This window comes from Garicola koreensis (assembly GCF_014195445.1).
Classification (GTDB): Bacteria; Actinomycetota; Actinomycetes; order Actinomycetales; family Micrococcaceae; genus Nesterenkonia; species Nesterenkonia koreensis.
In genome coordinates this window covers 1-12,348 of the sequence record NZ_JACIBT010000021.1, presented here as the reverse complement: position 1 = coordinate 12,348, position 12,348 = coordinate 1, and the positions used below count along the sequence as shown (strand labels likewise).

Below are 12,348 nucleotides of genomic sequence, written 5' to 3'. Positions count from 1 at the left end.
TCCAGGCCCCGGCGATGGCTGCGCCGACGTCGATGTCGAAGCCGACCACATTGCCGTCGGCGTCGTAGTATTCGAACGGCGGGTAGGGCAAGTCGGAGCAGATCTGCAGAGTGCCTTCGCTGATGGTCTCGACCTCGGCGTCAACGCTGACGTCGGTCTCAACCTCAGACTCTGACTCAGCCTCCCCGCCGTCGCCGTCGGCATCTGCGCCGTCGCCACAGGCGGTCAGCGCCAGCACCGCCGCGGAGGCGAGCGCGAGCCCTTTCAGTCATGGCTTATCCGTGGTCAGTGCGGTCTCAGACATGAGTTTCCCTCAATCGTGTAGTCAAAGGTGACGAGCGTGTGATGCTGATTATAGGCCCAGCTGCCGGTGTGACCCAGGCAACTCGCAGGTCATCGCTGTGTCAGCACGACGACGGCCTGAGATTTGGCCAGCACCCTGGTGCGCTGCCCGCCCTGCAGCAGCTCCACGGTCAGATCAATGCGGGCGGTCTGTGCCTGCTCGTCGAGCCTGCCGACTGTGCCGGTGACCTCCAGCGTGGCGGTGGCCTCCTCGGGGGGCCCTGCTGCGGCGTCGGGCACCGGGACCGGCCTGGTGAACCGGGTCTGGTAGTCCACCACGGCGCCGGGGTCGCCCGCCCAGTCAGAGACCAGATCGACGGCGGATCCCATAGTGAGCATTCCGTGGGCGATCACCCCGTCGAGTCCGACTTCTGCGGCGAAGCGTTCGTTCCAGTGGATGGGGTTGTGGTCCCCGGAGGCCGCGGCATAGCGGATGAGGTCGGCGCGGGAGAACGTCACGGTGCGGGTACCGATGGTCTGGCCCTTGTCCAGTTCGGCGAAGGCGCGTGTGCTCACGTCTGCTCCTCGGCGTCGTCGGTGGCATCATCGGCTCTGACCAGCAGCGAGGAGGTGACCGTTGCACGCGGCGAACCCTCAACTGTGCGGATATCGGTGACGGTGGTGACCATGGCACCGGCGCCCATGACGCGTATGCGCTCCAGCGTGGTCTGGGCCTGCAGGGTGTCCGCTGCGGTGATCGGCTCCTGGTGGGTGAAGCGCTCTTCGGTGTGGACCACCCGGGAGAAGTCGATGCCGGCCTGCGGGTCGTTGACCGCAGCGGCCTCGGCGCGCTGGGCGATCACCACGGCGAAGGTCGGCGGGGCCAGCAGGTCCCGGTAACCCAGGTCAGCGGCGGCGTCGACGTCGTAGTGCGCCGGGTGCTGGGCCTTGACGGCGGCGGCGAAGTCTCGCACCGCCTCACGGCTGACCTGGTACGCGGCGGTCGAGGCGTATGTGTGCCCCTGACGCTCAGTGTTGATGCTCATCCAGTACTCTTTCTTTCGCGGATGATCTGTGCGGCCTGGCGCTTGCGCAGCCCGATGCCGACCACATGGCTGACCGCCCCGATCCCCAGCAGCACCAAACCGAGGGTGCCCAGTGTGGAGGCAGTCTCTGCTGAGCCGACGAAGGCCGCAGCGATGACCACCAAGATGCCCAGCAGCGTGCTGCCCATTCCGGTCAGCAGCGCAGTCCGGTAGCCGGGCGTGCCGGTGCTCCACGGATCCATCTGACTCATCTGGTTCATCCTACCCGCGGCGCGGCTGCCCAGGTGCCGGGCTTGTATGCTGACGGCATGCGCACACTGTGCACTGAGCAATTTTTCGCAAGCCCCACGGCAGCGGGACAGGCACCTGCATGAAGCCCCAGGCTATGGATCCGGATGCTCGCGCCCATGCCCTGGGCCAGCTGCGTGCCACCACCGCCGAGAAGCCGCTGGACCTGCTGATCGTCGGCGGCGGCGTGGTTGGGGCTGCTGCGGCATTCGACGCCTCCACCCGCGGGCTCTCCGTGGGGCTGGTCGAATCTCAGGACCTGGCCCAGGGGACGTCGTCGCGATCGTCAAAACTGATCCACGGCGGCCTGCGCTATCTGCAGATGCTGGACTTCAAACTGGTGGCGGAGTCGCTGCGTGAGCGCAACCTGATGCTGACTCGCACCGCCCCACACCTGGTGCGCAGCCTGCCGTTCGTCTTCCCCTTTGAGAAGCGACTGATCGACCGGGCGTTCATCGGCTCCGGGGTCAGCCTCTATGACGCGCTCTCCTTCAGCTCCTCAGCGCTGCACAGCGGGCTGAAGCGGACCCTGAGCGCGCGGGACCAGGCCCCCTTCCACCGGCACCTGAGCCGCAGCTCCCTACAGGAGCGCTTCGCCGGGCTGGACCAGCAGAAGTACATCGGCGCCCTCGAGTACTCCGACGCCCAGGTCGACGACGCCCGGCTGGTCCTCACTCTGGCACGATCGGCGCACAGCTTGGGCGCGGCGATCGCCACCCGCACCGAAGTGGTGGAATACCTGCACCACGGCGAGGCCCAAACGGATGCACAGACCCGCCAGGACACCACCCACCAGGACACCATGCCCCCGGTCGGCGGCGTCGTCGTGCTGGACCGTGAGTCCGGCGAGCGCGTCACCGTCCACGCGCGCGAGACCATCATGGCCGCCGGGGTGTGGACCGGTCACCAGCAGCAGCTGGCCTACAGCTCAGCGCCCCGCTCAGCCCCACAGAGCGGCCCAGCCGCGCAGAACGCCTCAACCACCGACGACGCCGGGCCGGCGCTGCGGGTGCTGGCCTCCAAGGGAATCCACATCACGGTGCCCAAGGAGCGGATCCCCGCCCAGGGACATGTGGGGGTGATCACTCAGACGGAGAAGTCGGTGCTGTTCATCATTCCTATGGGCGACTACTGGACGGTGGGGACCACCGACACCGCCTGGCACGAGCCGGTGGACGCACCGGCCCCCAATGCCGCAGACATCGCCTACGTGCTGGAGCACGTCAACGCCGTGCTGCAGACCGACCTGAGCCGTGAGGACATCATCGGCAGCTGGGCCGGACTGCGACCGCTGCTGCAGCCGGTGGACGCCGAGGAGGCCGCCAGCTCCAAGGTCTCGCGTGAGCACACGGTGATGCGGCTGGCACCGGGACTGACTACGGTCGCCGGGGGCAAGCTGACCACCTACCGCACTATGGCCGAGGACGCGGTGAGCTTCGCCATCGCCGATGCGTTCCGGGACCGGCATTCACTGACTGAGCACCTGCCGCTGATCGGCGGTCAGGGCTTCGGCGAGTGGACCGAGCGCAGCGCTGAGATCGCACAGCGCTACGGCTGGGACAAGCCCACAGTGGAGCGGCTGCTCAGTCGCTACGGCAGCCTGCTGGGCGAACTGTTGGACCTGATCGATGAGCACCCCGACCTGGCCGAGGAAGTCGACGGGGCGGCCGGATACCTGCGTGCGGAGTTCCTCTATGCGGCCCGCTTCGAGGCCGTAGTCCACCTGGAGGACCTGCTGGAGCGGCGCACGCGGCTCTTCCACGAAGTCGCCGACCGGGGTATGGGCGCTGCCGCCGAGGTGGCCGCGCTGGTGGCCGATGAGCTGGGGTGGGACGCTGAGCGGCTGGACTACGAGCAGCGCGCCTATGCCAGCTATGTGGCGGCTCATCTGGAAGCTGAGCGCTGCGCCACCGACGCGCAGGCCGCTGCCGCGATGCGCCGGGCGCTGCCGGTGCAGCAGAAGCTGGCCGACAATGAACTCGCAGATTCGAAGGTGAAGCTGACATGACTGACACCGGCCCTGAACCTGACCTGCGCTTCGTCCTGTCCATTGACCAGGGGACGACGTCGACCCGTGCGGTGGTCTTCAACTACGCCGGCGAGCCGGTGGGCAGCGGGCAGAAGGAGCACTCCCAGCACTTCCCACAGGCCGGCTGGGTGGAGCATGACGCCGTCGAGATCTGGCGCAATACCCGCGAGGTGATCGGCCTGGCCTTAGCTGATGCCGACATCAACCGGCACAGCCTGGCCGCAGTGGGCATCACCAATCAGCGTGAGACCACCGTGGTGTGGGACAGGGCCACCGGCGAGCCGGTTCACCCCGCGATCGTCTGGCAGGACACCCGCACTCAGCGGATCTGTGACGAGTTGGCCGGCGATGCGGGCCCGGACCGCTACAAGGACCGGGTCGGACTGCCGCTGGCGACCTATTTCTCAGGCCCTAAAATCCGGTGGATCCTGCAGAATGTCGACGGTGCCGCCCAGCGCGCCGAGGCCGGTGAGCTGCTTTTTGGAACGATGGACACCTGGCTGATCTGGAACCTCACCGGCGGGGTCAGAGGCGGGGTGCACGTCACTGACGTGACCAACGCGTCACGCACCATGCTGATGAACATCGACACGCTGGACTGGAACGAGGAGATCGCCTCCGAGATGGGCATCCCGGTGTCGATGCTTCCGCAGATCCGCTCCTCCTCTGAACTCTACGGCTACGGGCGCAGAGAGTCGCTGCTCATCGACACTCCGATCACCGGAATCCTCGGCGACCAGCACGCGGCGACCTTCGGTCAGGCCTGCTTCGCCCCCGGGCAGGGCAAGAACACCTACGGCACCGGCAACTTTATGCTGATGAACACCGGCGAGGAGATCGTCCGTTCTGAAAACGGGCTGCTGACCACTGTGGCCTATCAACTGGGCGAGCAGAAGCCCGTCTACGCACTGGAAGGCTCGATCGCGGTGACCGGTTCGCTGGTGCAGTGGCTGCGCGACAACTTAGGACTGATCTCCTCAGCTCCGGAGGTAGAGACCAAGGCGAAGCGGGTCGCAGACACCGGCGGGGCCTATATTGTTCCGGCGTTCTCCGGGTTGTTCGCCCCCTATTGGAAGCCGGATGCTCGGGGGGTCATCGTCGGGCTGACCAGCTTCATCAATCAGTTCCACCTGTGCCGAGCGGCGTTGGAGTCCACCGCCTACCAGTCGGCAGAAGTAGTAGAGGCGATGAACGCCGATGCCGGTGATGAGCTGGTGGAGCTCAAAGTTGACGGCGGCATGGTGGTCAACGAAACGCTGATGCAGTTCCAGGCCGATGTGCTGGGCGTGGACGTGGTGCGGCCCAAAGTCATCGAGACCACCGCCCTGGGCGCGGCCTATGCCGCAGGTCTGGCAGTAGGATTCTGGGAGTCCACCGATGATGTGGTGGCCAACTGGGCCGAAGACACCCGCTGGACCCCGACCACAGACGCCGAAGAGCGCTCCGCGCTGCTGGCCGGCTGGCGCAGAGCGGTGACTCGCTCCTTCGACTGGGCGAGCCCTGAGGCCTGAGGCAGGCTCCCCCAGGATGACGAAGCAGCGGGCCGCTGGCCGGCGCCTCCATCAGTTGTAGAGCATGCCGCCGTCCACCAGCAGCGTCTGACCGGTGACGTAGTCAGCCCGATCGCTGGCGAAGAAGCCCACCACTCCGGCGACGTCCTCCGGAGTCTCGATGCGTCCCAGGGCGATAGTCTCCACGTTCTCCTTGAGATTCTCACCGAGGGGCTTGCCGTTGATCTCATGTAGCTCGCGGTCGATCAGCTCCCACATACCGGTTCCGACGATGCCCGGACCATATGCATTGACAGTATGGCCCTTCGCAGCGAGCTCCTGGGCGGCCGTCTGGGTAATACCGCGAACGGCGAACTTTGAGGCCGAATAGGCTGAGAGGATCGGGAAGCCCTTCACCGCAGCGATGGAAGCCGCGTTGATGATCTTGCCCTTCACCTCAAGCTCATCGAACTTGCGGACCGCGGCTTGGATTCCCCAGTAGATGGAGTGGACATTGATCGCAAAGATCTTCTCCAGCTCGTCCTGAGTCACTTCCAGAATGGGGCGGACCTGGGCAATACCGGCGTTGTTTACCAGCACATCGAATCCGCCGAGCTTCTCCGCCGCAGCATCTACGGCCTGCTCGAACGAACCCTTATCTGCCACATCGATCGGCACGAACACCGCCTGCTGCCCGAGGTCTTCAATCTCCTTCACCACACCAGCGCCCTTCTCCTGCTGCCCGTCAAGATCGGCGACGGCGACGTCGAATCCGTCGCGGGCCAGCTGCAGCGCGATTCCTTCGCCGATTCCCTGCGCGGCTCCGGTCACCAGTGCAATTTTGGGCTTGTGCTCAGCCATGATGAAGACCACCTTCCATGTACTTAAAGTTTGAAACACCTTGCACTTGATACAGCAAGTGATGCAGGTGAATTATTCCTCCGGACTGGTCGAGTGCAACACGGATAGCACCCCGTGACAGGAGCAACCACGTCCACTACGACATGTTAAATTTTTCGATTAATATTTACACGTCCTCTCGGATGTGTCAGCATGGCGAACATGCCACAAAAGCCTGGCGCCCCATGGAGTCCCGACCGGCCGCACCAAAACCTCCCGCCGCTTCCGCCGGAACAGGACGTAGAGACTCATGATGTCTTAAAGCTGCTCGTGGAATCACGATCAGCTTTGGCGGCGATGGACCAGGCAGCACGTCGCCTACCTAATCCGGCGGTTCTGCTCAGCACACTGACGGTCTTGGAGGCACAGGCCAGCTCAGAAATCGAAAACGTCGTCACGACAACAGATGAGCTTTTCCGCCATATGGACAACGACGAGGGAGCTTCACCTGACGTGAAAGAAGCTCTGCGGTATCGACAAGGGCTGTTCGCCGGTCTGGACATGGCCCGTGAGCGCGGCACGCTCACTCGCGTCACAGTGGAGACGATCTGCACTCAGCTGGCAGGGCGGAGCATGACGTTACGAAGAGGCCGAGGGACGATCATCGCCAATCCCCGGACAAGGCAAGCTGTCTACACACCACCAGAGGGCTACGACATCCTCGATCAGAAGATGTCGGCTTGGGAGAACTACGTCAACGCTCCAGGTGCGCACGACCCCCTGATCCGCATGGCGCTGTCCCACTACCAGTTCGAGGCCATTCACCCCTTCGATGACGGTAATGGCCGCACTGGACGGATCATCAACATCCTGCAGCTGATCAACGATGGGCTTCTCACCAGTCCCGCACTGTATCTCTCCCGATATCTCATCTCCACCAAGACTGACTACTACAGACTCCTGCGCGAAGTGACCAGCGAGGCGAACTTCACCGACTGGATCGTATACATGCTAGAAGGCGTACGAGCCACAGCCGAGTCCACCCTCCGGCTCATTGACCGGCTGCAGCAGCTTCAAGCGGAGGTACGGACAGCAATGGACTCCGCACTGCCCGGCGGCGGGCCAGTTGCTCTCACTGAGGTATTGATGTCCCAGCCATATACTCGCATCAGGCACGTCGCTCAGGGGTGCGGTGTGACGCGGCAGACAGCCAGCCGATGGTTGAGCGCCCTGGCTGATGCCGGACTCCTGGAACGAGCAGAAGCAGGACGCGAAGTTCTGTTTCTGAATCAGGCTTACATGCGCACCCTCGCCGAGGCATAGGACGCACAAACCTCGGGTGCACTTTCCGCATCAGCAGAACGAGCACCCGAGGTTCGTGTGTTGAATTGTTAGTAGCGGTGCCGGGACTCGATCCCGGGACCTCACGATTATGAGTCGTGCGCTCTAACCAGCTGAGCTACACCGCCACGGACGATCACTCGTCCAGAATGAGAAGGGCCCGCTGACGCAGGATTCTCCTACTATCTTCTAGTGGGAGGTGCTGTGCCGCGGGTTCTCATTCAGAGCCCCAACCGGGAATCGATCCCGGGACCTCAGTCTTACCAAGACTGCGCTCTACCACTGAGCTATTGGGGCAACGGCAGTACACTTTACCATCCAGTCTCAGCGATACCCAAACGGGCCTGCATCCCCATGAATCCGCGGATCCGAGGGGATCCCAAAGCGTCGATTAGCAGATTCGTCCCATCCCGGTTTAGACTGATGGGGCATTCTCCGGATAATCCCGTTTATCTGTACTGACTCCCAGCACAGCTGTTCATCTCAGCTGGTAGGACTGGTCGAGGTTATGTGTGTGTTGTCGCGGGTCGATTCCGGAGCCGTTTTGTGGCTTGTATCCCCGTGACAGATCCCTTCAGCGATACCACTTGATGCATCCTGCCGTGCCCATGCACCGCACAAGCAGCGCTTGTCGGTTCGAGCACGCGTGGAGAGGCACCCTGCGCTGAACCGGACGCCCCATGGAGCGCGCTGGCCACACCGAGTGACAAGGAGTCACCATGACCCTCCCCGAGGCAACCGCAGCAGTGAACGAGAACACCGAGCAGGAGAGCGCCGAGCCGACAGGCCCCAGTTTCAGCGAGCTGGGCCTGGACTCCCGGGTCCTGGCCATCACCGAAGAGATGGGCTACGAAACCCCCTCCCCCATCCAGGCACAGACCATTCCGCTGCTGACCCAGGGACGCGACGTCGTCGGGCTGGCCCAGACCGGCACCGGCAAGACTGCTGCGTTCGCGCTGCCTGCGCTGACCAGGATGGCGGCCGCCTACGACGCCGACGAGCTCGGCAGCGTACCCAACACGCTGGTGCTGGCTCCGACCCGGGAACTGGCGATCCAGGTGGCCGAGGCGTTCTCCTCCTACGCCGGTAAGCTTCCCGGCGTCTCCGTGCTGCCCATCTACGGCGGCGCCCCATACGGCCCCCAGCTGGCCGGACTGCGCCGCGGGGCGAACGTCGTGGTCGGAACCCCGGGCCGGGTCATTGACCACATGAACAAGGGTTCGCTGGATCTTTCGGAGATCAAGCACCTGATCCTCGATGAGGCCGATGAGATGCTGCGCATGGGCTTCGCCGAAGAGGTTGACAAGATCCTGGCTCAGACTCCCGCCGAGAAGCAGGTGGCGCTGTTCTCCGCCACGATGCCCAAAGCGATTCGTCGCATCAGTGAGGACTACCTCACCGATCCGGTCGAGGTCTCGGTCAAGACGAAGACCAGCACCGGTGCCAACATCCGTCAGCGGTTCGTGTTCATCAAGCATCACGCCAAGCCTGAGGCGCTGGCGCGGATCATGGAGACTGAACCGCACGACGCCGCCATCGTGTTCGTGCGCACCCGTTCGGCGACGGAGGAGGTCGCCGCCAAGCTCAATGCCCGCGGGTTCCGTGCCACTGCCATCAACGGTGATATTCCGCAGAACCTGCGGGAGAAGACCGTCGAGCAGCTGAGGAACGGCCGGCTGGGAGTGTTGGTGGCCACTGATGTGGCTGCCCGCGGCCTGGACGTGGAGCGCATCAGCCATGTGTTCAACTACGACATCCCGCTGGACACCGAGTCCTATGTGCACCGGGTCGGGCGCACCGGACGCGCCGGCCGTTCCGGTGAGGCCATTCTGTTCGTCACTCCGCGCGAACGGCGGATGCTGCGCAACATCGAGAAGGCGACTCGCCAACAGGTGGAGCAGATGAGCCTGCCCACCGTCGATGACGTCAACACCTCCCGGCTTGCGCGCTTCTCTGAGCGCATCACCCAGACGCTGGCGGGCGAGGATCTGGAGGAGTACCGCGGAATGGTCTCCCGGTATGTTCATGAGCACGACACACCGGCCGAGGACGTCGCCGCAGCTCTGGTGGCCATGGTCCATGAGGGCAGGCCGCTGCTGCTGGATGAGTCTGGTGAGGACGCTCTTGCCCAAGAGTCCGCACGCAGCTTCGACCGCAGCGGCCCGGAGGAGCGTGGCACGCGCCCCGCCCGCCAGAAGGGCACCGCCCCCAATCCCGGTGTCGGCAATGCGATGTACAAGATCGCCTTGGGCCGGCGCGACGGTGTGGCCCCAGGCCATATTGTCGGAGCGATCGCCAATGAGGCGGGGCTCTCCGCCCAGCAGATCGGCAGCATTGATATTCGGCCCACCCACTCGCTGGTGGAGCTGCCCGAGCATCTCTCCTCACAGCAGTGGTCCGCACTGTCCAAAACGCGGATCGGCGGCGAGCTGATCAAACTGGAGCGCGACTCGGGCCCGCACGGCCACGGAGGCGACCGGCAGAAGGGCTTGCGCAAAGGTGGGCCCCGCAAGTCGGACCAGACGTCGAAGAAGCGCGGCAAGACGCCGCACTGGGCTGGCCGCTGAGCCACCGATGAGCGGGTGTCCGGCGGGTCCGGGCTAGGGGTGGGTCCGGGCTCGGTTCGCCCGGGCCCACCGGCGCCTGTCAGCCACCGGCTATTTGGCAGACCCGACTCCGCTGAGCAGCCCCCGCAGTCTGGGAGAGAGCTTCTGCACTGCCCGTGGAGCGGCGAAGCGTGAGAGCGCCTCAATGACTAGACCGATCAGCAGCAGCACTGCGAAAGTCCACCAGACAGGACCGATGTGGAAGCTCATGTCCGCCAGGCCCATCAGGTCCGCCGCTCCTCGAAGCTGCCCGAAGATGGTCAGCACTGCCCCGACGAGGGCGTAGATCAACGGCAGCGTTACCCAGGAGAGCAGGTTGCGCAGAGTCGATGATCGAGAGTCTCGGCGCAGCGCCCACACCAGTGACGTCACTGCGATTGCTGACAGCCCCAGGAGGATCGCCAGGGCTATCTCCCACCAGGTGAAGTCGCCGGTCCAGAGGTAGAGGGTCTCCCCGCCGGCCTCAGCCTGTCCGAACCCGGACATGCCTCCGCTGATGGAGATCGCACCGAAGTTCAGCAGCACGAAACTGAAGAGTGCCATGGAGGGTGCCCAGAAGAAGATGGAGAACCCCCCTGCCGAGCCGTTGCTGATGGTCATGTCCACTACCTGGTAGATCACCACGGGGACAACGACGATCAGGGCATGGGCGCCGAGCACACGGGGGACGCCGGATGCTGACGGCAGAAGGTACTCGACCTTCCTGCGCACCCTGGTGAAGATTCCTGAACCGACAGAGAGCACCAGTCCGATGAGCAGGTAGAAGAGAAACGCGGTCAGGAACATGCTGCCCCCAGCGGCGTTCCCGTTCATGGAAAGCACCGTCTCGGAGGCGTCAATGCCCAGGAACCCGCCCAGCTGTTGAGCCTGGCCGTCCGCGGCACCCTCAAGCGCGGCGAAGTCAGTCAGGCTCAGACCGTGACGGAAGGAGAAGAGCCACGTCACCAGCAGGGTCACCCCCGCCATCACCAGGGCCAGCACGACGTTGGCGATCAGCCGGCCCAGACGCGGCACCTCGGTGATGGCCCTCTGGCGCGTACGCCTGAGCACAGTGCGCCCGACCCAGACCGCCACGAGCATAGCCAGCGCGAGGTAGAGGAGGTTCGGTGCCCACAGGTTCCCACCCATGTCACCTCCTGTGGGCAGCATCTGGGTCATGCTCTCGTGCATGGAGATGCTGACGCCGAACGTCCCGAACAGCCACACCGCGGCGATCTGAAAGGGCAGGGTGAGGAACAGGATGAAGGCCGAAGGACCGAGGTCCATGCCGGTGGGCATGTCGGGAACCTGCGCGCTGAGGTCCTCACTGCCGCTGAGCAGCAGCCCGATGGTGAGCCCGATGACCGACACCAGTGCCAAGAGCAGCAGCGTCACGTAGGCCGTGGTCTGGCTGATCACCAGCGCCAGCCAGTGGCTGCGTCTCATGGACTTCAGGGAGTCTGGAACTTTGACGGTGATCTCCGGTGCCCTGGCGTACTGGCGCGGCTCAGCTGCAGACCCTGCACCGGCGCTGGCGGAGGACTGCCCCGCCCCGCCGGCGTCGTCCTGCGGTCCAGGCGCCGCAATGGGCGCCTCGTCGGGTTGATCGTAACCGGGCTGGTCATGACCGGGTTGGCTGTGCCCGTGTGGGGACTCGTCGCTCGGAGTTGCGTCGGGCGGCTGCGGTGGCCTGTACCCCGGTGGTGGACCCGGCGGTGGGGGTGTGGGCGAAGCGTCCCGATCGCGGTGCCCCTCGTTCTCACTCATCTGTGGCCTGTGCACTCCTGGACGTCATAGTTGTAGTCTGCGGAAAGGGTACAAAGGGTTTCAGCCGCGCTGGGACATGTCCCAGCGCAGGTTCTCAAGTTCGGATTTGGTGGCTGCGGTGTTCTGAGCAGTACGGATCATCGCCACGTACAGCTCCAGAGTCAGCCGCACCAGAATGAGGTAGAACGGCGCTAGGATCACCACCAGCACCAGCGTGAAGAAGCCGACGAGAGGCTCCTCGGTCATGGTGACGAACGCAAGTATGACTCCGATCAGCGTGAAAATACCGATCAGCACCAGCGCAATCCCGTAGATGATTGCCGCAAATTTGATAGTGACGAAACTTTTGAAGCTGAAGTCGAATAGTGCTTTGAAGAAGCCGGTTGTGTCAGGTCCCGCCTGACGTGGCGGAGGGCCGTAGCCGCCCTGAGGCTGTTCCCAGTTCTCTGAGCTCGGTGGCTGTGTCATGAGATCCTCCATCAAAGATGTTGTGTCCGTTCCCGGTCGACGGCGGACGGCCGCCTGCCTGCCAGATTACAACAGTCTGCGACCGGGCCTCAGAGTCCTCCGAGGGCCTCCTCCAAATCGGTGATCAGGTCCTCAACGTCTTCGATGCCCACCGACAGCCGCAGCAGATTCTCTGGTACGGCCAGTTCCGTGCCGCGCACTGAGGCGTGAGT

At 64.3% G+C, this 12,348-nt stretch carries 12 protein-coding genes and 2 tRNA genes; 4 read left to right on the top strand and 10 right to left on the bottom strand.

Features of this window, described 5'->3' with window-relative positions; translation table 11 throughout:
* The 4 genes from FHX47_RS10385 to FHX47_RS10370 all read right to left on the bottom strand — a co-directional run.
* On the bottom strand, positions 1–238 hold a 238-nt coding region (locus FHX47_RS10385; RefSeq protein WP_183358854.1), incomplete at its 3' end, for a transporter substrate-binding domain-containing protein.
* Positions 239–393: 155 nt separating this feature from the next.
* Positions 394–858 carry a MaoC/PaaZ C-terminal domain-containing protein gene (locus tag FHX47_RS10380; RefSeq protein ID WP_183358853.1) on the bottom strand — a complete coding sequence of 155 codons (465 nt, stop codon included), beginning with the start codon at positions 856–858 and terminating at the stop codon, positions 394–396.
* Positions 855–1,328 (bottom strand): FAS1-like dehydratase domain-containing protein, encoded by a 474-nt coding sequence (locus FHX47_RS10375; RefSeq protein ID WP_183358852.1) that lies wholly within the window; start codon positions 1,326–1,328, stop codon positions 855–857. Before FHX47_RS10375 ends, FHX47_RS10380 begins: the two co-directional genes overlap by 4 nt.
* Positions 1,325–1,579, bottom strand: a complete 255-nt coding sequence (locus tag FHX47_RS10370) for a hypothetical protein (protein ID WP_183358851.1) — start codon at positions 1,577–1,579, stop codon at positions 1,325–1,327. Before FHX47_RS10370 ends, FHX47_RS10375 begins: the two co-directional genes overlap by 4 nt.
* Before the next feature lie 119 nt (positions 1,580–1,698).
* Here FHX47_RS10370 and FHX47_RS10365 point away from each other — a divergent pair, with 119 nt between their 5' ends.
* Both FHX47_RS10365 and glpK read left to right on the top strand, forming a co-directional pair.
* Positions 1,699–3,624, top strand: a complete 1,926-nt coding sequence (locus FHX47_RS10365) for a glycerol-3-phosphate dehydrogenase/oxidase (RefSeq protein ID WP_183358850.1) — start codon at positions 1,699–1,701, stop codon at positions 3,622–3,624.
* Positions 3,621–5,156: a glycerol kinase GlpK gene (glpK, locus tag FHX47_RS10360; protein ID WP_183358849.1), complete on the top strand. Its 1,536-nt coding sequence runs from the start codon at positions 3,621–3,623 to the stop codon at positions 5,154–5,156. Before FHX47_RS10365 ends, glpK begins: the two co-directional genes overlap by 4 nt.
* Positions 5,157–5,207: 51 nt before the next feature.
* On the opposite strand, the gene FHX47_RS10355 is transcribed toward glpK, so the two are convergent.
* The gene (locus FHX47_RS10355; protein WP_183358848.1) at positions 5,208–5,996 is read right to left on the bottom strand and encodes an acetoin reductase; all 789 of its coding nucleotides are present in this window, start codon (positions 5,994–5,996) and stop codon (positions 5,208–5,210) included.
* A 192-nt stretch (positions 5,997–6,188) separates the two neighbouring features.
* Between FHX47_RS10355 and FHX47_RS10350 the strand changes: the two genes are divergently transcribed.
* On the top strand, positions 6,189–7,298 hold the full coding sequence (locus tag FHX47_RS10350; protein WP_343064370.1) for a Fic family protein: 1,110 nt from the start codon (positions 6,189–6,191) through the stop codon (positions 7,296–7,298).
* Between the two features lie 72 nt (positions 7,299–7,370).
* Here FHX47_RS10350 and FHX47_RS10345 read toward each other — a convergent pair.
* Positions 7,371–7,444, bottom strand: a tRNA-Met gene (locus FHX47_RS10345).
* A gap of 97 nt (positions 7,445–7,541) precedes the next feature.
* A tRNA-Thr gene (locus tag FHX47_RS10340) sits at positions 7,542–7,613 on the bottom strand.
* A 422-nt stretch (positions 7,614–8,035) separates the two neighbouring features.
* On the opposite strand from FHX47_RS10340, the gene FHX47_RS10335 reads away from it, so the two are divergent.
* Positions 8,036–9,883 (top strand): DEAD/DEAH box helicase, encoded by a 1,848-nt coding sequence (locus FHX47_RS10335; protein WP_183358847.1) that lies wholly within the window; start codon positions 8,036–8,038, stop codon positions 9,881–9,883.
* A 90-nt stretch (positions 9,884–9,973) separates the two neighbouring features.
* Here the strand turns inward: FHX47_RS10335 and FHX47_RS10330 are convergent, their stop codons facing one another.
* The 3 genes from FHX47_RS10330 to FHX47_RS10320 form a co-directional block, all read right to left on the bottom strand.
* A complete protein-coding gene (locus FHX47_RS10330) occupies positions 9,974–11,668 on the bottom strand; it encodes a hypothetical protein (protein ID WP_183358846.1) in 1,695 nt (564 codons plus the stop codon).
* Positions 11,669–11,728: 60 nt separating this feature from the next.
* A complete protein-coding gene (locus FHX47_RS10325) occupies positions 11,729–12,136 on the bottom strand; it encodes a DUF4282 domain-containing protein (protein ID WP_183358695.1) in 408 nt (135 codons plus the stop codon).
* 89 nt (positions 12,137–12,225) lie between these two features.
* A partial coding sequence (locus tag FHX47_RS10320) for a PLP-dependent transferase (RefSeq protein WP_183358845.1) occupies positions 12,226–12,348 on the bottom strand: 123 nt, incomplete at its 5' end.

Bases quoted from the DNA above. Each gene is read 5' to 3' on its own strand.
- FHX47_RS10375 (WP_183358852.1), bottom strand. From the start codon at position 1,328: ATGAGCATCAACACTGAGCGTCAGGGGCACACATACGCCTCGACCGCC.
- FHX47_RS10370 (WP_183358851.1), bottom strand. From the start codon at position 1,579: ATGAGTCAGATGGATCCGTGGAGCACCGGCACGCCCGGCTACCGGACT.
- FHX47_RS10365 (WP_183358850.1), top strand. From the start codon at position 1,699: ATGAAGCCCCAGGCTATGGATCCGGATGCTCGCGCCCATGCCCTGGGC.
- glpK (WP_183358849.1), top strand. From the start codon at position 3,621: ATGACTGACACCGGCCCTGAACCTGACCTGCGCTTCGTCCTGTCCATT.
- FHX47_RS10355 (WP_183358848.1), bottom strand. From the start codon at position 5,996: ATGGCTGAGCACAAGCCCAAAATTGCACTGGTGACCGGAGCCGCGCAG.
- FHX47_RS10350 (WP_343064370.1), top strand. From the start codon at position 6,189: ATGGCGAACATGCCACAAAAGCCTGGCGCCCCATGGAGTCCCGACCGG.
- FHX47_RS10335 (WP_183358847.1), top strand. From the start codon at position 8,036: ATGACCCTCCCCGAGGCAACCGCAGCAGTGAACGAGAACACCGAGCAG.
- FHX47_RS10330 (WP_183358846.1), bottom strand. From the start codon at position 11,668: ATGAGTGAGAACGAGGGGCACCGCGATCGGGACGCTTCGCCCACACCC.
- FHX47_RS10325 (WP_183358695.1), bottom strand. From the start codon at position 12,136: ATGACACAGCCACCGAGCTCAGAGAACTGGGAACAGCCTCAGGGCGGC.